Origin of the sequence: Raineyella fluvialis (assembly GCF_009646095.1) — a bacterium.
Classification (GTDB): Bacteria; Actinomycetota; Actinomycetes; order Propionibacteriales; family Propionibacteriaceae; genus Raineyella; species Raineyella fluvialis.
The window spans coordinates 2417581-2442443 of the sequence record NZ_CP045725.1; the positions used below are offsets into that span (position 1 = coordinate 2417581).

Here is a 24863-nt window from a genome sequence, read left to right on the forward strand (position 1 = left end):
CGCTGTCAGGGTGTACCGCGGTGCCCGGGGCCGGGTCGTACGTCAGTGACGGAGCAGGCGAGGGGAGATCGTCTCCGCCCCGAGTGCTGCGACCCGGGAGCCGAGTTCCCGGTCGGCCGTCGCCACTCTGAGCACCGTGTCCGGGATGTCCGCCCGTGCGGCCACCGCTGCCACGATCGCGTCATCTCCGGAGCCCTCCGCCGAGATCACCTGGACGCCGTCGACCGCCTCGATTCCTCGGGCTGCTCCCTCGACGACCAGAACGATGTCGGGATACCAGGTCGCGCCCGGCAGGTCCAGGGCATCGGCCGGCAGGCCACCGCGGATCGGGCCGGCCAAGTGGTCCCGCAGGCTCACCGTCGCCCCACGACGGTCCCGCCACCAGCCGTCGGGTCGTGAGCCGACGACGTTGGCGGCGTCCACGATGACGACCAGCCGGCGCAGCATGGTCCGCAGCTCCGGCAGGGAGGCTGCGAACGCCGGTAAGAGTGGGTAGTCCTCGGCGGTGGACAGGTCGATCCACCGCAACTGGTGGCTCTCCGGGTCAGTGACCGACGGCTGCCAGGCCGCCACAGCCTCGGCGACCGCCGTGGTGTAGGACCAATCCGGGTGCTCGAGCCGCCGATCGGCTCGGACCCGTACCGCGGAGGTCACCAGGCCGGCCTCCTCGACGGCTTCTCGCACCGCCCCGGCAACGGCCGACTCGCCGCCGGTCAGGGCGCCACCCGGAATGCCCCAGGTGCCTCCGTGGTGCGTCCAGTCGGCCCGCTGCTGCAGGACCACCTGGCGACCGTTGTCGCCCTCCCGCCAGACGAGGAGGCCGGCGGCGCCGAACAGGCCCCAGTGTTGCTGGCCGCAGCCGCACTGCACCCAGTCGTCTCCTGGCTGGCGATGGAGGCGAAGGTCGGGGGATGATGAATCGGCACCCCTCCAGCCTGTCACGGGAGTGGTCAGCGGGCCATGGGACGGGCTCCACGCCGGATCCGTCGGTGCCGGACCTGGGGCCCCCGCTCCTTCCAGATCGGCTTCCAGACCCGAAGCACATCAGGGAGTCGATTCACGTACGGGATGAAGGGGAAGGCCAGCATCGTCAGCATCAGCGAGCCAAGGATGATGGCGCCGTCGCGGTCCCCGTTGTCGTCGTTGACCAGCACCGTGTGGTTGAGCAGGCCGATCGGCGACAACCACCAGGCACCCGGAGCGTGCCCCGACTCCTCACGCACCATCCCGTACTGCTCAGTGGTGATGCCGAGCTCGCCGGCCTGTTCCTCGAGTGCGCCCGTGTCCGCGAGGAACCGGTCGGCGTAGGTGCCCACGCTCGCCTGCCTGCTGCCGAGGTTGCTCGCAAGGAGGGCCGGTTCGTACAAGCCGGCGCTGGCCATGGACGTCAACGACTGCACCACCCCGGTGGCGGGGCCCTGTGGCATGGCGTTCGGGTCGGGCTTGTCCTGACCGTAGTAGTCGGAGAGGGCCTGGAGGGCGGCGGTCTGATCGGCCTCGGGCAGCTGGTTGAAGGCCGCGAGGGAGTCGGTCGCACCGGGATTCGCCTTGAGCCACTGCTCGTACGGGGCCTCGACGAAGACCGCCCTCGTGTCGAAGGTGTACGGATCGATGTTGTCGGAGTAGCCCGCGGTGTCGGAGGAAGCCGAGAACTCGGCCACCACCGTCTTGGCGAAGAGGGTTGGGTCCTGGGTCGCGACGCTGGTGATGGTGGTGGGCGAGATGTACGGCGACGGCAGGGCGGCTGCCAGGCCGAGCACGAGCACCACCACCGCACCGCCGCGGAGGAACAGCACGTTGTGGTTCGCCTTCACGGTCGTCACGGTGACGTCCTTGCGGTACGGCTCGGCGATTCCCAGGACGCGAACGAGGAGATAGTGGAGGCCGACCAGCCCCAGAAGCACCAGCGGGATTGTCGCGACGTGGATTCCCAGCACCTGACCATAATCGAGAGGATTGATCCACCAACCCAGTCCGGCGCCGTTGTAGAAATCGGCACCCTGAAGGCTTCGCCATTGTGAGGAGAAATCTCCGCGCAGAATGTAGCCGAATTCAGTTTCGGCGAGCACGATGAAGAGCATCAGAACGCCGAGGACCCAGGTGAGTCGCCGCGGCTTGCGGAATCCTGAGGTGAAGAAGACGGTCAGCAGGTGCAGGAGGATGAACAGCACGAATGCTTGCGTCGCCCACAGGTGGACGCTTCTGGTGTAGCCGCCGGCAACATCGGTCAGCCACCAATTGGGGCCGAAGAACGTCATCAGTGTGCCGGACACGAGCAGGATGAGGAAGGAGACCATTGAGAGGAATCCGAGCGAGTACAGGAATTTGTTTCCGTAGCTCGGGACCTTCTCGATCATCATCGCGGTGAACCCGCGGGCAAGTGGGTGGCGGGTGGAGGATTCTGCTGGCTCGGATGGCATCGCGATCTCCTGGGTGTGGATCCGCTGGGTGGTGTGGTGAGGCACCCTCCACCTGCAGTATGCGATCGGGCGCGAGCCCCGTTACTGTGAGCAGGGTTTGAATAGGGGTCGGTCGGTGACCGCTTCTTATTCTCGGCTTATGGTTAGGTAAGCATGTGCTTCCCCAGGTGCCGGGGGTGACAAACACAGTCCGCTCGGAACCGCGACACCGAGTTTCCCCCAGGGGCTACGATGCGTCCTCGTGCCGACCCCTCCAGCAGAGCTGCCACCCGCCGATCGGGAGATCCCGTGGGCGATGCAACTCGTCGTACGGCGCGACCGGCATGTGCCCACACGGGAGATCGACGTTGCCGAGGGCGCGGCACGTGCAGTGGTCGCCCTCCTCGCCGATGAGCGCTCACTGCCCGGCGGTCCCTGGCACGAGGACGTCGCGCACTGGTCGGACGAGCGGATCCGCAAGCTGGTCCGCCGGGCCGACGGCAAGCGGTGGGACGACGTCCAGGACCTCGACGGGGTGACGATCACGCAGCCAGGGCCGGTGGGCTATGCCGCCGCCGCGGTGCGTGCCTTCGTCCCGGCGCCCGTCACCCCGCTGCCCAAAGCCCTGGACAAACTGCAGGTCTCCGGCACGCAGTTCGAGACGAGCGGCCAGAGCCTCGTCGCGGATGCGCTGGTCACCATCGAGGTCAGCCCTCTGGTCGCCATGACGAGTGGCAAACTCGCCGCCCAGTGCGGACACGCGGCCCAGCTCGCCTGGCTCGCGATGGGGCCGAACGACCGGGAGCGGTGGCGTGACGACGGCTTCAGGATCCGGGTGGAACGGCCCGACCAGAAGTCCTGGCGCACCACCGAGCGCCCGGTCAGCGTGGTGGACTCGGGCTTCACCGAATTCGACGGCCCGACGGAGACCACCCGCGCCACCTGGTGACCCGGCGCCCCGGTCGATGAGTCACTCCTGGCGAGTGCCCGGGCTGGATCCTCTCACAGCTCTCGGACGGACCCCGCTAGCGTTGCACCCGGGGATCCCTGATCGGAGGAACATTGACAGGCCACGAGGCAGACCGGCCCGACGACGGCATCAGCGCCGAGGAGTTCAAGGCGGTGTTCCGGCGCCATGCCGGGGGCGTGGCAGTCATCACGGCCCAGGGGCCGGCGGGACCGATCGGGTTCACCGCCACCTCGGTGATCTCCCTTTCGGTGGATCCCGCCTATCTGGCCTTCTCGGTCAACGCCCTGTCCTCCTCCCGGGGTGTCATCGAGACCGCGGGGACCGTGGTCGTGAACATCCTGTCCAGTGACCAGACGGCGATGGCCGACCGGTTCGCCTCCCCGGCGCGGGACCGCTTCGCTGACCTCCCGACGACCCTCCTCCCCAACGGGGATGTCGTGCTGACCGGGTGCACGGCCTGGGTGCAGGGTCGGGTCGAGCGCAACATCGATGTCGGCAACAGCCTCCTGGTGGTCGTCCGGGCTGTCGCTGCCGGGCTGGGGACGAAGACCTGGCCGCTGGTCTATGTCGACCGGGCCTATCACCGACTGAGTGAGGACACCAGGTTCTCCTGAGCCTGGCCGGCCGTCGCGTCGGCCAGGTCCGTGATCCGCTGCAGGGTGGCCGGGAACAGGACGTTGTTCTCCTTGTGGATGTGCAGGTGCAGGTCATGCTCCATCTCCGCCAGACCCGCGTACAGGGCCTGGTAGGAGGCACACCCGTCGGCCGGCGTGCGGTAGCCGTCGGTGATGGTCCGCAGCTCGGCGAAGATCTCCCCGACGCCGTCGTGCTCCTCGATCAGCGTCCCCACCAGCGCCTCCAGGGGCCCCTGCGTGGTCGTCACCGCCTGCCCGGTCCGCTCCAGCCTGCTGATGGCCGGGAAGACGAGGCGCTCCTCGCGGGTGAGGTGCGGATCGAGGTCGGCCTCCGCCGCCAAGTAGAGCTTCTTCACTCGGGCGAGTTCGGGGTGACGTTCGCCGTGCACGCGGGCCACCTTGTCGGCGAGCGCGTGCAGCCGCGGCATCTCCTCCCACAGGTAGGCGTGGTGCGTGTCGACCACGTCGTGGGCCAGCGCGGCGAGGTCGGACCGCCCAGGAGTGTCGTCGAGGGCGGTCTCGTCGGTGCCGGCGGCCGGCAGGTCCAAAGAGCGTGCCACGTCGACCAGGTCGAGCCCCGCGGCCTCCACGGCATCGATCAGCGGCCGGTTGCCGTGGCAGCAGTAGTCGAGGCCGAGGTCCTCCAGCACTCGGGCCCGACGGGCGTCGGTGCTGACGAGCTGGGCGAGCGTGCTGGCGGTGTCGACGCCGTTGGTCGTGGGGCCGGTGGTCATGGGGGTTCCCTTCCGCGGTCGGAGCAGTACAGGACGACCGTACGGATCGGGGCCTCGGGTTTCCTTGACCTACGTCAACTCCCTGGCTCACTGACTGCCTGGCTCAGGCGCTGATGCCGCCGGTGGACGGCCCTGAGTGGGCCGCGAGGAAGTCGGTGATCTGGGCCAGCACCTGCCCGGGCTGCTCGTCGACGATGAAATGGGCCGCACCGGCGACCTCGCGGACCTCGAGGTGGCCGGCCGGTCCCGTCTGGCGCGCCAGGACATCGGCCCGGACGACCGGGTCGTGCTCACCCACCAGCACCAGGGTCGGGGGATGCAGGGGCGTGGAGCGGTAGGCGCCGCTGAACACGCGGAGTAGTTCACGCTGGATGAACCCGCGGTACAGCGGGCCGGCGGTGGCAGCCCGGTCCCGATCGGTCAGGGGCGCCAGGAAGATCGCGAGATCCTTCTCGGTCCAGGTGCCAGGCGTGGAGAAGTGGCCGAAGAGGTAGCGTGCCAGCGGCTGGCGCCCACGCGAGAGCAGCCGGGCCCCGAGACCGGGGATGGCGAGCGGAAGCTGGTAGGCAGTGTTCGGCGCCGACGCCAGCATCGCGGGGGTCACCCGGGCGTACGGGTGGGGCATGGACATCGCCACCAGCGTCTCCACCCTCTCGGGGTGTTCCATGGCGAGCCCGAACGCCACCAGCGCGCTCCAGTCGTGGGCGACGAGGTGGACGCGCTCGAGACCCAGCGCATCGAGCAGCCGCAGCACGTCCCGGGTCAGCCTGCGGCGCCGGTAGCCGCTCCGCGCTGCGTCGGTCCAGCCCGCACCCCGTAGGTCCGGGCAGATCACCCGGTGCTGCGGGGACAGTGGGCCGATGACCTGACGCCACTCGCCCCAGTGCTCGGGGAAGCCGTGCAGCAGGACGACGGGCGTGCCCTGCGCGCCACTCGACGCGACATGCACAGTGATGTCGTCCACCCGTACCCAGTCATGGTCGACGCCGGGCAGATCCGGAGTGGGTGCGCTGGCGCCCGGACGTGTGACATAGGCCATATCTTCAGGCTAGTGATCCGCATCAGCGGAGTCACCGCCGGCGGACACCCTGTGTCAGGATGACGCAGGTCCGTGCGGGAACTGTCCTCGCCGTCGGCGGGAAGGGGCTGTCATGACCGCTGAGCCGCGAGTGCGTCGTCGCCTGTCCACCGAAGGCCTGTCGCCGGGCTATTTCGCGCTGGTGATGGCAACCGGCATCGTGTCGATCGGCTGCGGCCAACGCGACTGGGGTGCGGTGTCCGTCGCACTACTGGGCGTTGCCGGCGTGGCGTACGTGGCCCTCGTCGGCCTGAACGCCCACCGCCTGCTGCGCCACCGAGCGGCGATGGTCGCAGATCTCCGCGACGCCAGGACGGCCTTCGGCTTCTTCACCTTCGTCGCCGCCACCGACGTGTTGGCGGTGGGGATCGCCGGCCATGGCGCCGTGGTCATCGGGGCGGTCCTGCTCGGCGTGGCCGGCACGGTCTGGGCCGTCCTGGGCTACGCCATCCCCGGGATCGCGGTGCTCGGCGGTGCCGAGCGGCCGATCATCCGTGCGGCCAACGGATCGTGGCTGGTGTGGGTGGTGGCCAGCCAGTCGGTGGCGGTGGCGGCGGCCACCCTCGAGCCGCACTTCCCCGCGTCGCGGCAGGCCATGGCCATCGTCGCGGTGCTCTCCTGGTCGGTCGGCCTCATGCTCTACGCCGGCACCGCGGTCTTCGTCGCCCTGCGGCTGGTCGCCTACACCCTCGATCCGCACGAACTCGATCCGGCGTACTGGATCGCGATGGGGGCGGTGGCCATCACGGTGGTGGCCGGCGCGCGGATCGTCGAGATGGACAGCGCCCCGATGGTGGATGCCGTCCGGGGACTGGTGGCCGGCCTCGCCGTGCTGATGTGGTGCTTCGCCACCTGGCTGATCCCGGCCCTGGTCGGTGCCGGCATCTGGCGCCACCTCGTGCACCGCGTCCCGCTGCACTACGCCCCGAACTGGTGGAGCATCGTCTTCCCGTTGGGGATGTACGCCGTCGCCGGCATGTACCTGGGGCGCGCGGACCATCTGCCCATCGTCGAGGGGATCGGCGCGCTGTGGATCTGGGTGGCTGTCGCCGCCTGGCTCGTGACGTTCACCGCGATGGTGGTGTCGTGGATCGGTCCTCGCCGCAGATCCCCCTGACAGCGGTGCGGCACGCATACTGGGGGAGTGCCCGAGATGCCCGAACTCGATGCCGCCGCGCACTTCCTGCGTGAGCGCGCCCAGGGGCATGCGGTCGCGCGTGTCGACCTGGCATCGTTCTCCGTCCTGAAGACGGCCGACCCTCCCTACACCGATCTGGTCGGGAAGGAGATCACCGGCGTCGGGCGGCGCGGCAAGTTCCTGTTGGTCCACTGCCAGGACCTCGTGCTGGCCGTCCACCTGGCCCGCGCGGGCTGGTTGCGCTGGCACGCCACTGCTCCGAAATCAGCGGTCCGCCCCGGTCGCAGCCCACTGGCCCTGCGCGTGGTCCTGGACACCGGTGCGGCCGTCGACGTCACTGAGCAGGGCACGAAGAAGGGCGTCGCGGCGTACGTCACGACCGATCCCGACTCCCTGCCCGAGATCGCGACCCTCGGTCCGGAGGCCGCCGAGCTGTCGCTCGAGGAGCTCGCCGAGATCCTGGCCGGCACCGGTTCCCGGCTCAAGACCGTGCTGACCGACCAGTCGGTGATGGCCGGCATCGGTAACGGCTTCTCCGACGACATCCTGCACGCGGCCCGGCTGTCCCCGTACGCGACGGCGAAGGGGCTCGAGGCCGACGAGACCGCCCGGCTGCACGTAGCCATCTCCGAGGTGCTCGGGCAGGCCGCGGAAGCGATGAGTGGCCAGTCGCTCGACCGGATCAAGGAGGTCAAGCACGCCGGCTACCGGGTCCATGCCCGCACCGGCCTGCCGTGCCCGGTCTGCGGCAGCGACATCGCAGAGGTCTCCTTCGCCGAGAAGTCGCTGCAGTACTGCCCGACCTGCCAGACCGGAGGCCGGCGGCTCAGTGATCGGCGGATGGACCGCCTGCTGAAGTGATCGTGGTGGATAGGCTGCGGGCGTCGACCGAGCCGAGGAGGCCCCGCATGTCCGTTCCCCCAGGTGCCGTGGTGATCTTCGGTGGCCGCAGCGAGATCGGCCTGGCCGTCGCACGGCGGCTCGCACCCGGTCGTACGGTCGTGCTCGCTGCCCGCCCCGGTGAGATGGCGGGGCCACGGCAGGTCTGTCTCGACGCCGGGGCGGATCGGGTGGAGGTCGTCGAGTTCGACGCGGACGACATCGCCGGCCAGACCGGCGTCGTCGACCGGATCGAACAGTCGTACGGGCCGATCGGCGTCGCCGTCCTCGCCTTCGGAGTGCTCGGCGACCAGGAACTGGCCGAGACCGATCCGGGTGAGGTCGCCCGGATCCTGCACACCGATTTCGTGGCTCAGGCGAGCCTGCTCACCGTCCTGGCCAGCCGGATGCGACCACGTGGCCGGGGGACGCTGGTCGCCTTCTCCTCGGTGGCGGGGGTCCGGGTGCGGCGCGCCAACTACGTCTACGGCTCGGCGAAGGCAGGACTCGACGGATTCGCCTCGGGCCTCGCCGACGCATTGCACGGCAGTGGCGTGCACCTGGTCGTGGCCCGGCCGGGCTTCGTCGTCGGCCGGATGACCGAAGGCATGGATCCCGCGGTCTTCTCCTCCACCCCCGACCAGGTCGCCGACGCCGTGGAGGCCAGGATCACCCAGGGGAGAAGGGTGGACCTGTGGATCCCATGGCAGCTGCGGGTGATGTTCTCCGTCGCCCCCTTCGTGCCCCGGGCGGTCTGGCGCCGGATGCCCAGATGACCCGCGCCGCCGAACGCATGGTGGAGCGCCCCGCGGGCGTCTACGGTGGGGCCATGCGGGAACAGCAGGACCGGCCGATCGGTTATTGGGCCAAGCACCTCGACACCCTGATCAACCAGGAGTTCGAGCGGATCCTCCACGAGGATGACGTGACGCGTCGCCAGTGGCAGACCCTCACCACGTTGTCCTGGGGGGCGCGCACGGTGGCGAGCCTGCGCGAGACGCTGAGTGCCTTTCGTTGTGACGAGGACGATTCGCTGGAGGCTGCTCTCGAGGTGCTCTCCCGGCGCGGGTGGCTGCACGACGACGGCGCCACGCTCTCGCTCACCGAGGCGGGTCTGGCCGCGCACGAGGAGGTGCGGGGGCACGTCGAGAGCATCCGTGAGGAACTCGCGCGGGGGATCAGCGAGGCGGACTACCGGACCACCGTCGACACCCTCCGGCAGATGTGCGACAACCTGGCCGGCGTCACGGAGGCCCACTGAGCGTCCACCGCTCACCCTCGATGCCGACCGCGTCCCCCTTCCCACAGCAACCCGGACCTCGCGTCGGGCTGGTCGTCAATCCGCTCGGACGCCGGGCGACGCGTGCCCGTGAAGTGCTCACCACGGCACTGGCGGCGATCGGAGCACCTGCGCCCCAGGTCCGCACGACGACCAGCGCCTCGCCGGGTGCCGACCAGGCCCGCCGGTTCCTGGCCGAGGGGGTCGACCTCGTGGTCGTCGCCGGCGGCGACGGGACCGTACGGGAGGTCGCCGCGGCACTGGTCGGCAGCGGTGTCCCACTGGCCGTCCTGCCCACCGGGACCGCCAACATCGTCGCCCGCAACCTCCGGCTGCCGCGCCGCGACCTGCGTCGTGCGGTGACCGTGGCGCTGGGCGGTGCCGAGGTGCGCCTCGATGTCGGCCAGGTCAGGATGCGGCGGGCCGGAGCGCGGTCCGACCCGGGCCCGTCCGACGTCTCGGTCTTCCTGGTGATGGCCGGCATCGGGCGCGACGCCTACACGGTGGCGGCCACCGGCGTACGCCTCAAACGGCGACTGGGCTGGCTCGCCTACTTCGCGGCCGGAATCAGGCAGGCCCTGCAAGCCCCGATCCCCATGGTGGTCGATCTCGACGGGCGAACGCGGGAGACGCGGACCTGGACCGTCCTCTTCGGCAACCTTCCACGCGTCCCGGGTGGGATCACCGTCTTCCCACAGGCGCGCCCCGACGACGGTCTGCTCGAGACGCTCGAAGTGCCGCTCCGCAGTCCGTTCGACTGGCTCGCCGTGGCGTGCACCGGGCTGTTCCGCCAGACACACCGCGTGTCCGCCCTCGTCTATGGCCGGACCGGCCGGGCCCACATCACTCCACGGGGGCCACTGCCGGTCCAACTCGACGGCGATGTCATCCCCGACGTCGTCGACCTCGAGGTGGAGGTGCTGGCCGGCGCCCTGCTCGTCCGCAGCGCAGCGGACCCGTCGCGAATCGGCCGTACGCGACGGGTCCGCGTCCTAGACTGAAAACACGCAGAGCGTCGTCCATCGCCGATCGTCCCTCGGGAGTGCCCGGCGGCCCTGCCGCGACTTCTCTCGCCGCGCTGTGCGCCTGTCGGGCCTGTGTCCACACCCGTACAGGAGGTCGTCATGTCCGCCGCCATTCCCGACCGGTTCTCCGGTCGGACCATCATCGTCACCGGTGCCGGCTCCGGCATCGGCAGGGCCACCGCCACGCGGCTGGTCGCCGAGGGGGCGTACGTCGTCGGTGCTGATCTGTCGGAGGAGCGCCTGAAGGCCGTCGCCGACGAACTCGGCAGCCCCGGCTTCCGTTACGTCGTGGGATCCATCACCGACCAGGACGTCGTCGATCGGGTCGTGGCCGAGGCCGGCCCCGAGTTGTGGGGTCTGGTGAACAACGCCGGCATCATGGACGACTTCCTCCCGGTGGCCGACATCGACGACGCCACCTGGCAGCGCGTCGTCGACGTCAACCTGACCTCGATGATGCGGATGACCAGGGCGGCCATCCCCGTCATGCTGGACCACGGCAGCGGGGCCATCGTCAACCTCTCCTCGGAAGCCGGCATCCGCGCCTCCGCGGCCGGTGTCGCCTACACGGCGTCCAAGCACGCCGTCATCGGCCTGACGAAGTCGACGTCGCTCTTCTACGCGCGAAAGGGAATCCGATGCAACAGCGTCGCCCCCGGTGGGGTCGCCACCAACATCCAGGCCCGCATGGACACCCCGGGCTTCACGGAGGTCATCGCCCCACTGCTGGGCGCGACGATGACTCCCACGGCGACCGCCGACCAGCTCGCGGCCGCCATCACGTTCCTGTTGAGCGACGATGCTTCCAACATCACCGGCGCCGTGCTCTTCTGTGACGGAGGCTGGAGCGTGATCTGAGCGCCTGTCTGCCGAGGACGCACGAACGGCGTCGGGATCCTCCCGACGCCGTTCGTGCGTGTTGCCGGAGCTCAGACCAGCAGTGTTCTGTTCAGGCCAGCGTCGCGATGATCGCGTTGAAGGTCTGCGACGGGCGCATCACGGCAGAGGTCTTCGCGTCGTCGGGGCGGTAGTAGCCGCCCAGGTCCACGGCGTGCCCCTGGACCCCGATCAGCTCGGCATCGATCTGCTCCGCGTTGGCGGCGAGCTGCTCCGCGATCGGCGCGAAGGCGGCGGACAGCTCGGCGTCGTCGTCCTGGGCGGCCAGTTCCTGGGCCCAGAAGTTCGCCAGCCAGAAGTGGCTGCCGCGGTTGTCGATCTGGCCGACCTTGCGGGCCGGGCCTTTGTTCTGGTCCAGCAGGGTCTCGGTCGCCGCGTCGAGCGTGTCGGCGAGGATGCCCGCCTTCGCGTTGCCGGCGTTCGCCTCGTGGCGGAACGACTCGGCCAGTGCCATGAACTCGCCCAACGAGTCCCAGCGCAGGTAGTTCTGCTCGAGGAGCTGCTGCACGTGCTTCGGGGCGGAGCCGCCGGCGCCGGTCTCGAAGAGGCCGCCACCGTTCATCAGCGGCACCACGACAGCATCTTCGCCGAGGTGCCGACCTCGAGGATCGGGAACAGGTCGGTGTTGTAGTCGCGCAGCACGTTGCCGGTGACGGAGATGGTGTCCTCACCCCTGCGGATCCGCTCCACCGAGTACTTCGTCGCCTCGACCGGGGACATGATCTCGATGGTGAGGCCCTCGGGGTCGAACTCGGGCAGGTACGCCCGGACCTTCTCGGCCAGGTTGCGGTCGTGGGCGCGCTCCGGGTCCAGCCAGAAGACCGCGGGGGTCTGCGAGGCGCGGGCCCGGGTGACGGCCAGCTTGACCCAGTCCTTGATCGGGGCGTCCTTGGCCTGGCAGGCGCGCCAGATGTCCCCGGCCTCGACGGCGTGCTCGATCAGCACGTCACCGGCGGAGTTGACGACCTGGACGGTGCCGGCGACCGGGATCTCGAAGGTCTTGTCGTGGGAGCCGTACTCCTCGGCCTTCTGCGCCATCAGGCCGACGTTCGGCACCGACCCCATGGTGGTCGGGTCGTACGCACCGTGGGCCTTGCAGTCATCGATCACGGCCTGGTAGACGCCGGCGTACGAGGAGTCCGGGATCACCGCGAGGGTGTCGGCCTCCTGGCCGTCGGCGCCCCACATGTGGCCGCCGATGCGGATCATCGCCGGCATGGACGCGTCGACGATGACGTCGGAGGGGACGTGCAGGTTGGTGATGCCCTTGTCGGAGTTCACCATCGCGAGGGCCGGACCGTCGGCCAGCTCCGCGTCGAAGGACGCCTTGATCTCGGCCCCGTTCGGCAATGCGTCGAGCCCGCCGAGGATGGCGCCCAGGCCGTTGTTGGCGGAGAGTCCGGCGGCAGCGAGGTCGGCCCCGTACGCCGCGAAGGTCTTCGGGAAGAAGGCCCGGACGACGTGGCCGAAGATGATCGGGTCGGAGACCTTCATCATGGTGGCCTTCAGGTGCACAGAGAAGAGCACGCCCTCGGCCTTGGCGGCGGCGATCTGGTCGGCCAGGAACGCGTCGAGCTTGGCGGCGCTCAGGAAGGTGCCGTCGACGACCTCACCGGCGAGGACGGGCAGCGACTCCTTCAGCACGGTCTCGGTGCCGTCGGCGGCGACCAGCTTGATCTGCAGGGTGTCGTCGGCCGGGATGATGACGGACTTCTCGTTGGTGCGGAAATCGTCGTGGCCCATCGTGGCGACGCGGGTCTTCGAGTCGGCGGTCCAGGCACCCATCGAGTGGGGGTGCTTGCGCGCGTAGTTCTTCACGGCCAGGGGCGCGCGGCGGTCCGAGTTGCCCTCACGCAGCACCGGGTTGACGGCGGAACCCTTGACCTTGTCGTAGCGGGCGCGGGCGTCCTTCTCGGCGTCCGTCGCCGGCTCGTCGACGTAGTCGGGCAGCGCGTAGCCGAGGGCCTGGAGCTCCTTGACGGCAGCCTTCAGCTGCGGGACGGAGGCCGAGATGTTCGGCAGCTTGATGATGTTGGCTTCCGGCCTCTGCGCCAGTTCGCCGAGTTCGGCGAGCGCGTCGGCGACCTGCTGGTCCGCGGGCAACAGGTCGGCGAAGACGGCGAGGATGCGGCCCGCCAGCGAGATGTCACGCGTCTCGACCTCCACACCCGCCGTGGAGGCGAAGGCCTCGATGACCGGGAGGAGGGAGTACGTGGCCATCAAGGGCGCTTCGTCGGTGTGGGTGTAGATGATCTTTGCCATGTGCTGGGCATCTCCCTGGGTCGGACGGCAGCGTTGCGGGCGCTCTTCGGCCCGCCCAGATTATCCGAAAGGCTCCGGGGTGGCCGCCGCGTTCGGCGCGGCTGTGCCACCCTGCAGGAGGACCGGGGTGTGAGTTGGCGTACAGTCCACCCGCCATCGGCCTGCTGTACGGGCGGCGTCAGGCCCGGGGGGCGAGCACCAGGTTGTCGATGAGGCGCGGGCGGCCCACCCGTACGGCCAGCGAGGCGAGCGCTCCGACCGCCGCGTCGACGGTGCTCAGCTCGGTCAGGCTGCCGGGATCGGCGACGCTCACGTAGTCGACCTGTGCGCGGGGTTCCTCGGCGAGGATGCCGCGCATGATGGCCCGCAGGGCGTCCGCGTCGCGTTCCCCAGCCGTCCAGGCCCGGTCGGCCGCCCGCAGCGCCCGGGACAGCACCAGCGCCGCCGGGCGGTCCTCGTCGGACAGGTACGTGTTGCGGCTGCTCATGGCCAGGCCGTCCTGCTCGCGGACGATGGGGCAGGCCACGACCTCGACCGGCAGGCCCAGGTCGCGCACCATCTGCCGGATCACGGCGACCTGCTGGGCGTCCTTCTGGCCGAAGTAGGCCCGCTGCGGCGCGACGAGGTGGAACAGGATGCTGACGACCGTCGCCACGCCGCGGAAATGGCCCGGGCGACGGGCCCCCTCGAGCACGTCCGCGACGCCCCCTGGCGTGACATAGGTGTCGAAGCCGGCGGGGTAGACGTCCTCGACCCGAGGCGTCCAGACCAGGTCGGTCCCCGCCCGCTCGAGGACGTCGAGGTCGTGGTCGAGGTCGCGGGGGTACGCCTCGAGGTCCTCGGTGGGGCCGAACTGGGTCGGATTGACGAAGATCGACACCGCGGCGGCGGCGTTCTCCGCCTTGGCGCGGCTGACCAGGCTGAGGTGACCGTCGTGGAGGAAGCCCATGGTAGGCACCAGTCCGACCCCGCCGAGTGCGGCCCGGGCGGTCCGGAGTTCCTCGCGGGTGGTGACGACCTTCATTGCCTGACTCTCCGTCCGTCGATGTGCCTGCGCTGGGGACGCCTGACCTGCTGTGCTGCCTGGGGGCCGGCCTATCCTTCGGTCTCGGCCGACCGGTCGAGACCGTACAGGGCCTCCGCGAGCACCGCCGGGTCCATCGCGGCGCTGTTCTTCTCTGTCGGGAACGCGCCGGAGCGGACGTCGTCGGCGTACTCCCGCAGCCCCGAGGTGATCTCCTCGGCGAGGGTCCGGTAGCGCCGGGTATGGCGCGGCACGAAGTCGCTGAACAGGCCGAGCAGGTCATGCCAGACCTGGACCTCGCCTGAGCAGCCGGGCCCGGCGCCGATGCCGATGGTCGGGATGTCCAGTTGCGCCGTCACGGCGGTGGCCAGCGGAGCCGGGATGAGCTCCAGCACGATGGCCCAGGCACCCGCCGCCTGGAGGGCGAGGGCATCCTCGATCAGTTCCCGCGCGGCGGCCGACTCCTTGGCCTGGACCCGCATCCCGATCTGGTTGACCGACTGGGGGGTGAAGCCGAGGTGACCCATCACCGGGATGCCCGCCTGCACCAGGCGTCGTACGGTCGGGGCGACCGGCCGGCCGCCCTCCAGCTTCACCGACGTGGCGCCGCCCTCGGCCAGTAGCCGTGCTGCGTGGCGCAGGGCATCGGTCTCGGTGGCGTACGTGAGGAACGGCAGGTCGGTGACCACCATCGGGGTCGCACAGCCGCGGATCACCGCCCGGGAGTGGTAGATCATGTCGTCCACAGTGACCGGAAGGGTCGAGTCGTGCCCCTGGACGACCATGCCGAGTGAGTCGCCGACCAGGATCATCGGCACGCCGGCCTGCTCCACCAGTTGGGCGCTGGTGTAGTCGTACGCGGTGATCATCGGGATGCGCTCACCGCGCAGGTACGCCGCCCTGATGTCGGCGATGGAGGTCCGCATCGCTCAGACCAGGTTCGCCGGCATCGGCCCGTGCAGCGCCATCGGATCGTTCACATCGGTGATGACCCGGGCGATGGAGTTGTCGTTCGCGTCCACGAGGACGACCTTGGGGTGCCAGCCCTCGGGGACAGGGTCGGTCACCTGGGTGTAGGCCATGATGATGACGAGGTCACCGGGCTGGACGAGCCGCGCGGCGGCACCGTTGAGCTGGATCTCGCCGGAACCGCGGGCGCCCGCGATGGTGTAGGTCTCGAGGCGCTCGCCGTTGTTGAGATCGACGACCTGGACCCGTTCGAAGGGCAGGATGTCGGCCGCGTCGAGGAGATCCTCGTCGACGGTGATGCTGCCGACGTAGTCGAGGTCGGCCGCCGTGACCCTCGCTCGGTGGATCTTGCCGCTGACCATCGTCCGGAACCGCACGTGTGTACCTCTCTGCCGTGTGGTGTTCGGATGAAGTTTACGTGATCTTCCTCGCTGGTTCCTGAGGGTCCCGCAGGGCGGCATCCACGCTGGCCAGGGTGGCCGGATCCATGCCGCGGGCGACCAGCAGGTCGTGCGCGGCGAGGCCGGCGGCGCGGTAGAGCGCGGCGGTGTCCGGCCGGTCGTCCAGCGCGGCCAGATGGCGCCGGAGGGTGCCCACGTCACCCCGGGACGCCGGGCCGGTCAGTCCGTCCGGCAGCCCGGCGAGTTCCACGCCGTCCAGGCTCGTCCGGACCAGGGGGAGCAGGGCGCGGACGGCGGCGGCGGGCTCGAGGCCGCAGTCCTCCAGCAGGCGCATGGCGTGGAAGAGCAGGACGTCGGTGTAGTTGGACGCCATCGCCGCAGCGGCGTGGTACCGGGCCCGGTCCTGGTCGCGGAGGACGAGCGGGTGGCCTCCGAGGGCCTCGGAACGGATGGCCAGCGTCGCCGTGAGCTCGGCATCGGCCGTGATGCCCCAGGTGATTCCCTCGGCGATGGGCGTGTCGGTCGTCGCGAACGCCTGCATGGGATGCCAGCAGCCGATGCGCCACCCTCGTTCGGCCAGGGGCGCCAGGGGAGTGCGGTCGAGGGCGCCGGAGCAGTGCACCACGGCCCGCCCTTGCCCGGTGCGTCCCGCCGATTCCGCGGCGAGCGCGGCGGCGACCGGGCCGATGGCGTCATCGGAGACGGCCAGCACGGTGAGATCGAGGTCGAGGAGGGCGGCCCGGTCGGGGTCCCGGGCGGAGAGGACACTGACGGTCCCTCCGTGCGCGGACAGCGACTGCTGCAGGGCGTGGGCCAACCGTCCGGACCCGAGGATGCCGACCGATCCGGGAGCGCCGGCGGTCACCGGGTGACCTGCGGGGGAGTGAGCGATCCGGTCGCAGCGGCCCGGATGTACGACGCGCCGGCGATGATGTGCAGGAGGACCCCCACCCAGACCACGACGGTGCCGACGATGGCCAGTGACGGTCTGAAGGCCAGCGCCCCGACGAGGAGGGCGATGCCGAGGAACATCACCGCCGTCCTCGTCTTGCCGAGCAGGTGCACGACGATCCGTCCGCGTGCCGCCGCCCGGCCGGCGAGCAGTGCGGTCGCCAGATCGGTGACGAGCACGATCCCCACCGCCCACCAGGACAGGTGTCCCGCCGCAGCAAGGCAGACGACGACCGCGCCGATACCGACCCGGTCCGCGATCGGATCCAGCATCTGACCGACCCGGCTGACCTGGTGGAGGCGGCGCGCGAGGAACCCGTCGATCCAGTCGGTCGAGGCCCACAGTGCGAGCAGGAGCACCGAGCCCGGACCCAGCGTGGCTTCGCGGACGAGCAGCCAGCAGACGGGGGCCAGCAGCAGCAACCGCAGCAGCGTGATGGCGTTGGGCACGGTCGCCCAGGCCGGGCGACCGCCAGGGCGCCCGGCAGCGGCCTCCGATGCAGGAGGCAGCGGGACCTCAGGGGCGTTCATGGCACCTTCTCGTACGCGGGGCTTCGTGACCTTCACGCTACAGGGCGGGGTCGCAGCGGGCGCCCGAAAAGGCTTCAGGGGCAGCCGGTCAGGACTCGCGGGTCACCTGCTCGAACCGTTGTTGCCACTGGGTGCCCTCGCGGACCCACAGCGAGGTCCGCAGCGTCGTGTGCGACTCGTGGGTGCCCCGGCTGAGCAGCAGCACCTCATCGTCGCGCAGCCGGCGGGCCTCCAGGACGTCAAGGGTGCACAGGTCGGACGCGAGGACACCGCTGAGCACGTCGCCACGATGGTCGAGCCCACCATCGACCCGGACCCGGAACCAGCCAGGGTTCAGCAGAGCGGCCCACTGCGTCGGGTCGTCCGCCGGCTCGGTGCCGTGCAGCCAGCGCTCCAACTCGATGACCTGGTCGACGTCGGGCAGGTCGAGTTCCGGCTCGGCTCCGGAGAAGAGATCGGGCTGGAAATAGTCCTCCGGGAGTTCCGACTCTTCGGCCTCGGGGTCGGGGGGCGCGACCATGACGGCCTGGAGGCTGCCCACCTCCGCACGGGCGGCAGGCGGGACCGTGACGGCTGACGGCTCCTCCGAGGCCGGCGCCGAGGCGCTCGGGTCGGGGGCGGACCTCCCGGTCCGCCGGAAACCCGGGCCGGGATCGGGCTCAGTGCCGAGCTGGTAGGCGGTGGCGGCCGCCCGGGCGCGGGTGTCCGCCGCCTCGTTCATCACGTGCCCACGGTGGCCACGGACCCATTCGAAGGTGACCTGGCGACCCTGCATCGCCGCGTCCAGGGCGATGACGATGTCGACGTTCAGCACCGGCTTGCCGTCGGACTTCTTCCAGCCCTTCTTCTTCCAACCCTTGGTCCACTTGGAGACCACATTGATGGCGTACTGGCTGTCGCAGAGGATGTGCAGCGGCTCGTCGACGTGGGCGGTCTGGCGCAGCAGGTCCAGCACCGCCATCAGCTCCCCCATATTGTTCGTGCCGTGCGGCCATCCGCCGCTCGCCCAGCAGTCGTCGTCGACGTACCAGGCCCATCCGGCGGGGCCGGGATTGCCGAGGGAGGAGCCGTCCGCCGCTGCTGTGATCGTCACGGGCCCGATTCTCACACACCCTCCGGACAGGCCGGACGATGGTCAGGTCGTGTCAGTGGGCAGCCGAGTCGGCCCGGACTCGCCGGCGGTCGAGGGTGCGATGGAGCAGCAGCGCCGTTCCCACCTGGCTGGCGGCGATGATGGCCACCAGCAGCGGGAGTGACGTCACATACAGGCCGCCGGCGAGGGCACCGCCACCGATCGCGGCACCACCTTGGATGGCGGCGAAGACCCCGTACGCCGTGGCCCGGCGCTCCTTGCCGACGAGGTCGGCCACCAGGGCCTTGACCGTCGAGTCCTGCAGCCCGTTGGCGGCGCCCCAGGCGAGAACGCCCAGCACCGCGAGCCAGGCCGACCGGGTGAAGGCCAGCAGCGGGACCAGGGTGACCAGGACGGGCAGGACGTACAGCACGCGCGCGCCCCACCGGTCGTAGCCGTGGCCGGTGGCCAGGGCGGCGAGGGCGGAGGCGCCCTGGCCGGCGGCGTACAACACCGGGACGGCGGCGAGCGGCAGCACCGCCGCGGTGACCAGGTGGAACGAGATGACGCCGAAGGTGACCAGCCCTCCCGTGGCCAGTGCTGCACAGGCGGCGAAGAGGAAGAAGCGAGGGGGCAGCCCGACGCCGAGCGTCTCTCCCCACCACCGCTGGGCGGCCCGGGCCATCCCCCGACCCTGCGGGCTGGGCGGGGGAGCGGTCGTCACGTCGGCGGTGCTCGCCGGGGTGTCGGGTTCCCCGAACACCGACGTGTCCGGGACCCGGATCTGCAGGTACACCAGGATGGCGATGGCGACCGCACCAGGGACCGCGAGCCAGGCCATCGCCGGGGCGATCAGCGTCGTCGCGGCGATCACGGCGGCGACGACCAGCGGCCCGCTCAGGGCGCCCAGTTCGTCGAGGAACTTGTGCACGCCGAACCCGCGGCCACGCCCGACCGCCCCGCGGCATCGGCCAGCAGGGCGGTCTTCGACGGGCTGCGGACCGCCTTACCGGTGCGCTCCAGGAGGATCAGGGTGATGGCCACGCCCAACCCGGCGCCACCGAGTCGCGGCGCGAGGGCCAGCAGTGGCACGCAGACGGCGGTCAGGCCGTAGCCGATCAGGGTCAGCGACCAGTAGCGTCCGGTGCGGTCGGCGAGCGGACCGAAGACGAGTCGGAGCACGAGAGCCATCGCCTCGCCTGCGCCCGTCACGATGCCGACGACCAAGGCCGAGGCGCCCAGCTGCGCCAGCAGGGGACCGGTGATCGCGCGGGCCCCCTCGTACACCATGTCCGCGGCGAAACTCACCAGACCGAAACCGATGACCACCTGCCAGGCCGTGGCGCCGATGTCCCGGCGCCGGCCCGCGAGGTGCTCGGCTCCGCGTCCCATCCCGACGCCCCTTCCTCGTCCTGGCCGCGCCGGACGTCGCGGTCCGTGCCATGCTAGGGCGCCGGCAGCGCCCTGGGGTCTGCGTCGGCCGAACGTACGGTTCGGTGTCGGCAGGCGTTTGCGGACGGTTCTTCGAGAATTAACGTGCTTGTGGAAAGAATGTCGTGTGAGTATTGACGGTTCCGGTCGTTCGAGGGGGGTCCCGGCCCTTACCCGGTGGCCCCAACGCCAGCCCTGGCGCGACATCCTGACCTCGATCGGGCTGGTGTGCATGGCGATCGTGTTCCTCGAGTCCGTCGCCGGGATCCTGCCCGACGGCACGCTCTTCTGGCTGATCTCGCCGGTCCGGCTGGTGCTGATCATCGGCCTGGCGGCGATGGGCCTCGTCGTCCCGCACCCCACTGCGTGGCGTACCTGGCTCGACGTGCCGCTCGCGGTGCTGCTGCTGACCAGCCTCGCGGCTTCCTACGGCAGGACCGAGAGCATGGCCGGGTGGCGCTGGCTGCTGACCGAGGTGGGGCTGTACTACCTCGTGGTGATGGTGCGGCGCCAGCATCGCGACAGCCATCGTGCCGCCTTGGTCCTCGCCCTGGTCGGCGTCGCCACACCCGCCCTCGTGGGACTGCAGCAGGCCGCGTCCCAGATTCCGACCGGCTTCTGCCGGGCGCCGGGTCAGGGCATGGCGGACGGGTGCGAGCAGCCCGGTGCGCTGGTCCGGGTGATCGGCACCATGAGCAACCCGAACCTCCTCGCAGCTTTCCTCCTCCTCTTCCTGCCCCTCGCCTGGCTGGCGATCGATGAGTGGCTGAACAGCTCCGCCCGGCTCGCCGGGTTCGTCCTCCTGGCGCTGGGCTACCTGGCCCTGGTCGACACCTGGTCCCGGGCTGGCCTGGCCGCCGGGGTGCTGGGCGTCGTCGCCCTCTTCACGCTGGTGCGGCCCTCCGGCACCAGGCTGCGGATCGGTGGGTGGCTGCTCGGCGTCGGACTGGTAGCCGCGGTCGTGATGGCGGTCGCCTCGGGCGCGGGTGTGCGGACAAAGCTCTGGTCGAGCGCACTGTCCCTCGCCGTTCACCATCCGCTCGGTGTCGGAATCGGCCGATCGGGCGTGCTGCTCACCCAGGCGGTGCCCGGCTCGCTGCAGTTCCAGCACGCCCACAACACCTGGCTGAACTGGCTGGTCGAGGCCGGCTGGCTGGGCCTGCTCGCCGTGGTGGCGATCACCGTCCTGGTCTGCTGGCGGATCTGGCGCTCGGCAGCGGAGGGATCCCGGGTCGCCGCGTCTCTCGGGGCCGGGCTCCTCGGCTTCGGCCTGATGAGCATCACCGATCACCCGGCCAACTCGTTGCGGATCGCGCTGGGTCTCGTCTTCGCGATCGGGCTGGTGATGACGTCTCCGGTGGCCGACCAGCGGATTCTGACCCGGAGGAGCCGGGCGATGTCCCGCAGTCTCCCCGAGCCCCTGGCCGCCGGTTCGACATCGGGGGCCTTCGAGCCGGTTCCGGCGCCCGAACCGGTTCCCGCGCCGGACCTGGCGTCGCGGCGGGTCCTGGCGACGCAGCCGGTTCCGGCCCCCGAGCCCATCCTCGCGGGCGTCGCCTTCGGCGCTCCCACAGCGACGGCGCCGCCAGACGCGACGATCATCCAGCCGCCTGCCGGGACCACCCAGCCGCCGGGGACCATCCAGGGGAGCGTCCTGGACAACCTGCACCGCCCCTACGGGGCCGGTGCCCCCACCCGGGAGCGTGGTCCGCGCCGGCGCGGGGCAGGGGATCCGAAACACCCTTCCGTCCCGCACCGCGGCAGGCCACGCTCGGCGCCGCCGATCCCGCGCCCACCGGGCGGAGGCTCCCGACGTACGGCTCGGCCTGGCGGGGGACGTCCACCGAACCCTCCCTCGCCAAGGACAGCACCGGTGGGCCGGCCGACGATTCCGCTGTGGCCCAGGACCGGGCGGTCCGGACAGCACCGGTCGCCGCCAGCCCATGGGCGCGGCGTGGGACCGACATCGAGGGAGCGCAACGTCAGGACGGGGACCGTGGCTCCCGTCGCTGACCTCGTGCTGTGGTCGCCGCGGGGGGAGGAGTGGTGATGGAGATCAACTGCATCGCGGCCAGTCGCACCTGGCGTGAGGGCGTGGTGATCGACGACGACGTACGACCCGACGAGGTGGCCGACGAGATCCGCGATCCCAGCAATCTCGTCTGGATCGACCTGCTCCGTCCCGGGCGGCCGAACTGGGCGCTCTGGTCCGGGAGCTCGGCCTTCCCTCCACGGCCGTGGAGGACGCGCTGGCGCCGTTCGAGCGGCCCAAGGTGTCCCGGCACGAGGGTTATCTCTTCTTCACCGTGTACGCGACACGACTGCGTCCGCACGATCACCTCGACCCGACCAAGGGTCGGCTGGTGCTCGGCCGCCTGTCCGCGATCATGACGCCGCATGCACTGGTGACCATCCGGCTCGATGACGAGATCGACCTGGCGCCGATCATGAAGGTCTGGCAGGACAACGCCGATCTCCTCGTCCACGGGGCGGGGGCCCTCGTCCACGGGCTGCTCGACGTGATCGTGGACGGCCACTTCGACACCATCCAGGCCCTCGACGAAGAGACCGAGTCCCTCGAGGACGTCCTGTTCGCCGAGGGGTCGCCCCAGGCGGCCGGCTTCATCCGCCGGATCTACGGCTTGCGCAAGGATCTCGTCGCCCTCCGCCGGACGGTGTTGCCGATGCGGGAGGTCGTCAACGGGGTGCAGCGCCACCGGACCGGCAAGCGCACCGAGTTGGACTCCTGGTTCGACGACCTCTACGACCACGCCCTGCGGGCGGGCGAGTGGAGTGAGTCGCTGCGGGACATGGTGACGACCATGTTCGAGGCGCATCTGTCGCTCCAGGACTCGCGGCTCAACCAGATCATGAAGAAGCTCGCCGGCTGGGCGGCGATCATCGCCGTGCCGACCGCCATCACCGGGTGGTTCGGCCAGAACGTTCCCTACTGGGGTTTCAACCAGCCCTGGGGTGTGCTGCTGAGTCTGGGGATGATCCTCGTCGCTTCCGTCACGCTGTACGTGGTGTTCAGGTTCAACGACTGGGTCTAGCCGTCGGGCGGCATGTCGGTGAGGATGGAGCGGTGGCAGGCCACTTCTACGCGGACGGTGACATCGCCGAGCTCTACCGGTGGTTCGCCGACGAGACCGCCGGCTCCTCTCCGACCTGGCGGGCGGTCTGCACCTGGGTGGCGGAGACGCCCGTCATCGCCGAGCGCCTCGCGGCGCTGCCCGGGATGAAGCGTCAGCCGCAGCTGTTCCTGGCCGCCCTGCGTCGCCTCGAGGCGCCGTTGGATCCCGGACCGGTCCTGGCGGCGTGGCTCACCGCGCGCTGGGCGGACGTCGAGCGGGCGATCCTGACCCATTCCACCCAGACCAACGAGGCGGGTCGGTGTGCCGTCCACCTGCCGCTGCTCGCGGGCCTGTCGGCGGCGGGAACACTCGCTCTGGTCGAGGTGGGATCCTCGGCGGGGCTGTGCCTGCGGCCCGACGCGTACGCCTACCGCTACCGGTTCCCCGACCGGCCGGAGCGGAAGGTGGGGGAGGGCACGCCGGAGATCGAGTGCCGGATCGAGGGCGCCACCCCCGCGACGGCTGACTACGCCCTGCCGACGATCGCCTGGCGCTGCGGCATCGACATCGCACCACTCGACCCCACCGATCCTGAGGTCCAGGCCTGGCTCCGGGCCCTGGTGTGGCCCGGCCAGCAGCAGCGGGAGGTCCGCCTCGCCCAGGCACTGGACACCGTGGGCCGGCTACCTCCCGTTCCCGTCGTCACGGGGGACGCCCTCGGTGTGCTGCCCGAGGTCGTCGCCGAAGCCCATCGGCACGCCGACACCGTCGTCGTGATGCACACGGCCACGCTGTCGTACGTCTCCCGGGAACGCCGCGCGGACTTCGGCGCCCGGGTGCGCGACCTCGGTGCGCGATGGATCTCCTGCGAGGCCGAGCGCGTCCTGCCCGAGGTCCGCGACCGGCTCCCCGACCTGTCGTACGCCGGGCCGCCCTGCTTCGTGCTGGCCCTGGACGGGCAACCCCTCGCCCGAGTGGGCCAGCACGGCGGCTGGATCGGCTGGCTCTGATCGGCCGCGGGCGGCGGACACTGGAGTCATGACGACGTACGTGGTGAAGCGCATCCATGACGCACCCGAGGACACCGACGGATTCCGGGTGCTCGTCGACCGGCTCTGGCCCAGGGGTATCTCCAAGGAGCGCGCGGCTCTGGACGACTGGGACAAGGACCTCGCCCCTCATCCGATCTGCGCACCTGGTTCGGCCACCGGCCGGAACGGTTCGAGGAGTTCGCGGCCCGCTATCGGGACGAACTGGACGCCAGCGCCGAGGCCGCTGCCCGGGCGGCCGAGTGGGCTGGGACGCAGGAGCGGGTGACCCTGCTCTACTCGGCCAAGGACCCGGACCACAACCAAGCCGTGGTCCTCCGCGACTGGTTGGCCGCCGCGGACACCCACCGGGGAGACCGGCCCGCCTGACTCGGTGGATGGGGGCGGTGCCCGGGAAACCCCGAGTGCGCAATCGGGCCCGGACGGCCATGATGGGGACATGATCTGGCGTTGGTTGGTGAACTCCCTCGCCGTCGCGGCCGCGACCTACTTGGTCGCCGGCATCACGGTGTCCGCCCGCGACACCACCGGGATCGTGCTCACGGTGGGTCTTGTCGCGCTGATCCTCGGGGCGGTGAACACCGTCGTCAAGCCCATCTTCGAAGCACTCACCGGCTGCCTGGTGATCCTCACCCTCGGCCTCTTCCTGCTCGTGATCAATGCCCTGATGCTGATGCTGACCTCCTGGCTGGCCACCCAGCTCGGCCTGGGTTGGCACGTCGATGGTTTCGTCCCGGCCTTCTGGGGTGCGCTGGTGATCTCGATCGTCAGCCTCCTGCTCGGCGCCTCGCCGTGGCGGCGGCGGACCCGAGCATGACCCATCACCCCTGGAGCGGTGCGCGCTGCGGAACGGTCGCCAACAGCCTGCGCGAGGGCTCCGGTCCCTCGCAACGGAGCCGATGTGCCCATCGCGGCTGCCTCTACCACGACCCCGATGCCGTGTGCCACCGCCATCAGCTGCTGCTGACCCGATGGCTCAGGACGCAGATCGAGTGGTCAGGGGAGCGCCGACGCCGCTAGGGTCGGTCCTGCCGGTCGTCGGGCCGGTGGGCGCCGAAGGATGGC

Annotated in this window: 24 protein-coding genes and 2 pseudogenes; 13 read left to right on the top strand and 13 right to left on the bottom strand. The window is 70.5% G+C overall.

Annotated features, from left to right (window positions below; all coding sequences use genetic code 11):
- Positions 1-42: 42 nt before the first annotated feature.
- Positions 43-870, bottom strand: a complete 828-nt coding sequence (locus Rai3103_RS11055; protein ID WP_228488863.1) for an NUDIX domain-containing protein — start codon at positions 868-870, stop codon at positions 43-45.
- A gap of 80 nt (positions 871-950) precedes the next feature.
- The gene (locus Rai3103_RS11060; protein WP_194793103.1) at positions 951-2465 is read right to left on the bottom strand and encodes a cytochrome b N-terminal domain-containing protein; all 1515 of its coding nucleotides are present in this window, start codon (positions 2463-2465) and stop codon (positions 951-953) included.
- A gap of 250 nt (positions 2466-2715) precedes the next feature.
- Here Rai3103_RS11060 and Rai3103_RS11065 point away from each other — a divergent pair, with 250 nt between their 5' ends.
- Positions 2716-3348 carry an aminoacyl-tRNA hydrolase gene (locus Rai3103_RS11065; RefSeq protein ID WP_153573720.1) on the top strand — a complete coding sequence of 211 codons (633 nt, stop codon included), beginning with the start codon at positions 2716-2718 and terminating at the stop codon, positions 3346-3348.
- A 113-nt stretch (positions 3349-3461) separates the two neighbouring features.
- The gene (locus Rai3103_RS11070) at positions 3462-3983 is read left to right on the top strand and encodes a flavin reductase family protein (protein WP_194793104.1); all 522 of its coding nucleotides are present in this window, start codon (positions 3462-3464) and stop codon (positions 3981-3983) included.
- Here the strand turns inward: Rai3103_RS11070 and ric are convergent.
- Positions 3950-4738, bottom strand: a complete 789-nt coding sequence (gene ric, locus Rai3103_RS11075; RefSeq protein WP_153572657.1) for an iron-sulfur cluster repair di-iron protein — start codon at positions 4736-4738, stop codon at positions 3950-3952. The genes Rai3103_RS11070 and ric overlap by 34 nt on opposite strands.
- A gap of 103 nt (positions 4739-4841) precedes the next feature.
- Complete coding sequence (locus Rai3103_RS11080) at positions 4842-5777, bottom strand: alpha/beta fold hydrolase (RefSeq protein WP_153572658.1); 936 nt, start codon at positions 5775-5777, stop codon at positions 4842-4844.
- A 112-nt stretch (positions 5778-5889) separates the two neighbouring features.
- Between Rai3103_RS11080 and Rai3103_RS11085 the strand changes: the two genes are divergently transcribed.
- From Rai3103_RS11085 to Rai3103_RS11110, 6 genes are all read left to right on the top strand, one after another.
- A complete protein-coding gene (locus Rai3103_RS11085; protein WP_153572659.1) occupies positions 5890-6933 on the top strand; it encodes a tellurite resistance/C4-dicarboxylate transporter family protein in 1044 nt (347 codons plus the stop codon).
- A 36-nt stretch (positions 6934-6969) separates the two neighbouring features.
- A complete protein-coding gene (locus Rai3103_RS11090) occupies positions 6970-7815 on the top strand; it encodes a DNA-formamidopyrimidine glycosylase family protein (RefSeq protein ID WP_228489331.1) in 846 nt (281 codons plus the stop codon).
- Positions 7816-7862: 47 nt separating this feature from the next.
- A complete protein-coding gene (locus tag Rai3103_RS11095) occupies positions 7863-8609 on the top strand; it encodes an SDR family NAD(P)-dependent oxidoreductase (RefSeq protein ID WP_153572661.1) in 747 nt (248 codons plus the stop codon).
- On the top strand, positions 8606-9094 hold the full coding sequence (locus tag Rai3103_RS11100) for a MarR family transcriptional regulator (RefSeq protein WP_153572662.1): 489 nt from the start codon (positions 8606-8608) through the stop codon (positions 9092-9094). Before Rai3103_RS11095 ends, Rai3103_RS11100 begins: the two co-directional genes overlap by 4 nt.
- Positions 9095-9114: 20 nt before the next feature.
- Positions 9115-10113, top strand: a complete 999-nt coding sequence (locus Rai3103_RS11105) for a diacylglycerol/lipid kinase family protein (RefSeq protein ID WP_153572663.1) — start codon at positions 9115-9117, stop codon at positions 10111-10113.
- 123 nt (positions 10114-10236) lie between these two features.
- Complete coding sequence (locus Rai3103_RS11110) at positions 10237-10995, top strand: SDR family NAD(P)-dependent oxidoreductase (RefSeq protein WP_153572664.1); 759 nt, start codon at positions 10237-10239, stop codon at positions 10993-10995.
- A 91-nt stretch (positions 10996-11086) separates the two neighbouring features.
- Here the strand turns inward: Rai3103_RS11110 and Rai3103_RS11115 are convergent.
- From Rai3103_RS11115 to Rai3103_RS17825, 9 genes and pseudogenes are all read right to left on the bottom strand, one after another.
- Positions 11087-13296, bottom strand: a pseudogene (locus Rai3103_RS11115) (NADP-dependent isocitrate dehydrogenase).
- A 178-nt stretch (positions 13297-13474) separates the two neighbouring features.
- The gene (gene panC, locus Rai3103_RS11120) at positions 13475-14320 is read right to left on the bottom strand and encodes a pantoate--beta-alanine ligase (protein ID WP_153572665.1); all 846 of its coding nucleotides are present in this window, start codon (positions 14318-14320) and stop codon (positions 13475-13477) included.
- A 71-nt stretch (positions 14321-14391) separates the two neighbouring features.
- A complete protein-coding gene (gene panB, locus Rai3103_RS11125) occupies positions 14392-15246 on the bottom strand; it encodes a 3-methyl-2-oxobutanoate hydroxymethyltransferase (protein WP_153572666.1) in 855 nt (284 codons plus the stop codon).
- A 3-nt stretch (positions 15247-15249) separates the two neighbouring features.
- Positions 15250-15666, bottom strand: a complete 417-nt coding sequence (gene panD / locus Rai3103_RS11130; RefSeq protein WP_153572667.1) for an aspartate 1-decarboxylase — start codon at positions 15664-15666, stop codon at positions 15250-15252.
- A gap of 37 nt (positions 15667-15703) precedes the next feature.
- Positions 15704-16555 (bottom strand): Rossmann-like and DUF2520 domain-containing protein, encoded by an 852-nt coding sequence (locus Rai3103_RS11135; RefSeq protein WP_153572668.1) that lies wholly within the window; start codon positions 16553-16555, stop codon positions 15704-15706.
- Complete coding sequence (locus Rai3103_RS11140; protein ID WP_153572669.1) at positions 16552-17172, bottom strand: CDP-alcohol phosphatidyltransferase family protein; 621 nt, start codon at positions 17170-17172, stop codon at positions 16552-16554. The genes Rai3103_RS11135 and Rai3103_RS11140 overlap by 4 nt, the downstream gene beginning before the upstream one ends.
- Positions 17173-17260: 88 nt before the next feature.
- On the bottom strand, positions 17261-18265 hold the full coding sequence (locus Rai3103_RS18765) for an RNase H family protein (RefSeq protein WP_153572670.1): 1005 nt from the start codon (positions 18263-18265) through the stop codon (positions 17261-17263).
- A gap of 52 nt (positions 18266-18317) precedes the next feature.
- Positions 18318-19175, bottom strand: coding sequence for an MFS transporter (locus Rai3103_RS11150; RefSeq protein ID WP_228488864.1), 858 nt, complete (start codon positions 19173-19175; stop codon positions 18318-18320).
- A complete protein-coding gene (locus Rai3103_RS17825; protein WP_228488865.1) occupies positions 19142-19636 on the bottom strand; it encodes an MFS transporter in 495 nt (164 codons plus the stop codon). Before Rai3103_RS17825 ends, Rai3103_RS11150 begins: the two co-directional genes overlap by 34 nt.
- A 271-nt stretch (positions 19637-19907) precedes the next feature.
- Between Rai3103_RS17825 and Rai3103_RS11155 the strand changes: the two genes are divergently transcribed.
- The 5 genes and pseudogenes from Rai3103_RS11155 (at position 19908) to Rai3103_RS11175 (ending at position 24615) form a co-directional block, all read left to right on the top strand.
- A complete protein-coding gene (locus Rai3103_RS11155; RefSeq protein WP_153572671.1) occupies positions 19908-21725 on the top strand; it encodes an O-antigen ligase family protein in 1818 nt (605 codons plus the stop codon).
- 145 nt (positions 21726-21870) lie between these two features.
- The gene (locus tag Rai3103_RS11160; protein WP_228489333.1) at positions 21871-22728 is read left to right on the top strand and encodes a magnesium transporter CorA family protein; all 858 of its coding nucleotides are present in this window, start codon (positions 21871-21873) and stop codon (positions 22726-22728) included.
- 32 nt (positions 22729-22760) lie between these two features.
- Entirely contained in the window at positions 22761-23759 is a 999-nt protein-coding gene (locus Rai3103_RS11165) for a DUF2332 domain-containing protein (RefSeq protein ID WP_153572672.1), read from the top strand.
- A 28-nt stretch (positions 23760-23787) separates the two neighbouring features.
- Positions 23788-24167: pseudogene (locus Rai3103_RS11170) on the top strand (DUF488 domain-containing protein).
- A 70-nt stretch (positions 24168-24237) separates the two neighbouring features.
- Positions 24238-24615 (top strand): phage holin family protein, encoded by a 378-nt coding sequence (locus Rai3103_RS11175; RefSeq protein ID WP_153572673.1) that lies wholly within the window; start codon positions 24238-24240, stop codon positions 24613-24615.
- The last annotated feature ends 248 nt before the right edge of the window (positions 24616-24863 follow it).

Bases quoted from the DNA above. Each gene is read 5' to 3' on its own strand.
- Rai3103_RS11100 (WP_153572662.1), top strand. From the start codon at position 8,606: ATGACCCGCGCCGCCGAACGCATGGTGGAGCGCCCCGCGGGCGTCTAC.
- Rai3103_RS11085 (WP_153572659.1), top strand. From the start codon at position 5,890: ATGACCGCTGAGCCGCGAGTGCGTCGTCGCCTGTCCACCGAAGGCCTG.
- Rai3103_RS11155 (WP_153572671.1), top strand. From the start codon at position 19,908: ATGGCGATCGTGTTCCTCGAGTCCGTCGCCGGGATCCTGCCCGACGGC.
- Rai3103_RS11080 (WP_153572658.1), bottom strand. From the start codon at position 5,777: ATGGCCTATGTCACACGTCCGGGCGCCAGCGCACCCACTCCGGATCTG.
- Rai3103_RS11105 (WP_153572663.1), top strand. From the start codon at position 9,115: ATGCCGACCGCGTCCCCCTTCCCACAGCAACCCGGACCTCGCGTCGGG.
- Rai3103_RS11175 (WP_153572673.1), top strand. From the start codon at position 24,238: ATGATCTGGCGTTGGTTGGTGAACTCCCTCGCCGTCGCGGCCGCGACC.
- Rai3103_RS11065 (WP_153573720.1), top strand. From the start codon at position 2,716: ATGCAACTCGTCGTACGGCGCGACCGGCATGTGCCCACACGGGAGATC.
- Rai3103_RS11110 (WP_153572664.1), top strand. From the start codon at position 10,237: ATGTCCGCCGCCATTCCCGACCGGTTCTCCGGTCGGACCATCATCGTC.
- panC (WP_153572665.1), bottom strand. From the start codon at position 14,320: ATGAAGGTCGTCACCACCCGCGAGGAACTCCGGACCGCCCGGGCCGCA.
- Rai3103_RS17825 (WP_228488865.1), bottom strand. From the start codon at position 19,636: ATGGGACGCGGAGCCGAGCACCTCGCGGGCCGGCGCCGGGACATCGGC.
- Rai3103_RS11095 (WP_153572661.1), top strand. From the start codon at position 7,863: ATGTCCGTTCCCCCAGGTGCCGTGGTGATCTTCGGTGGCCGCAGCGAG.
- Rai3103_RS11140 (WP_153572669.1), bottom strand. From the start codon at position 17,172: ATGAACGCCCCTGAGGTCCCGCTGCCTCCTGCATCGGAGGCCGCTGCC.
- Rai3103_RS11090 (WP_228489331.1), top strand. From the start codon at position 6,970: ATGCCCGAACTCGATGCCGCCGCGCACTTCCTGCGTGAGCGCGCCCAG.
- ric (WP_153572657.1), bottom strand. From the start codon at position 4,738: ATGACCACCGGCCCCACGACCAACGGCGTCGACACCGCCAGCACGCTC.
- panB (WP_153572666.1), bottom strand. From the start codon at position 15,246: ATGCGGACCTCCATCGCCGACATCAGGGCGGCGTACCTGCGCGGTGAG.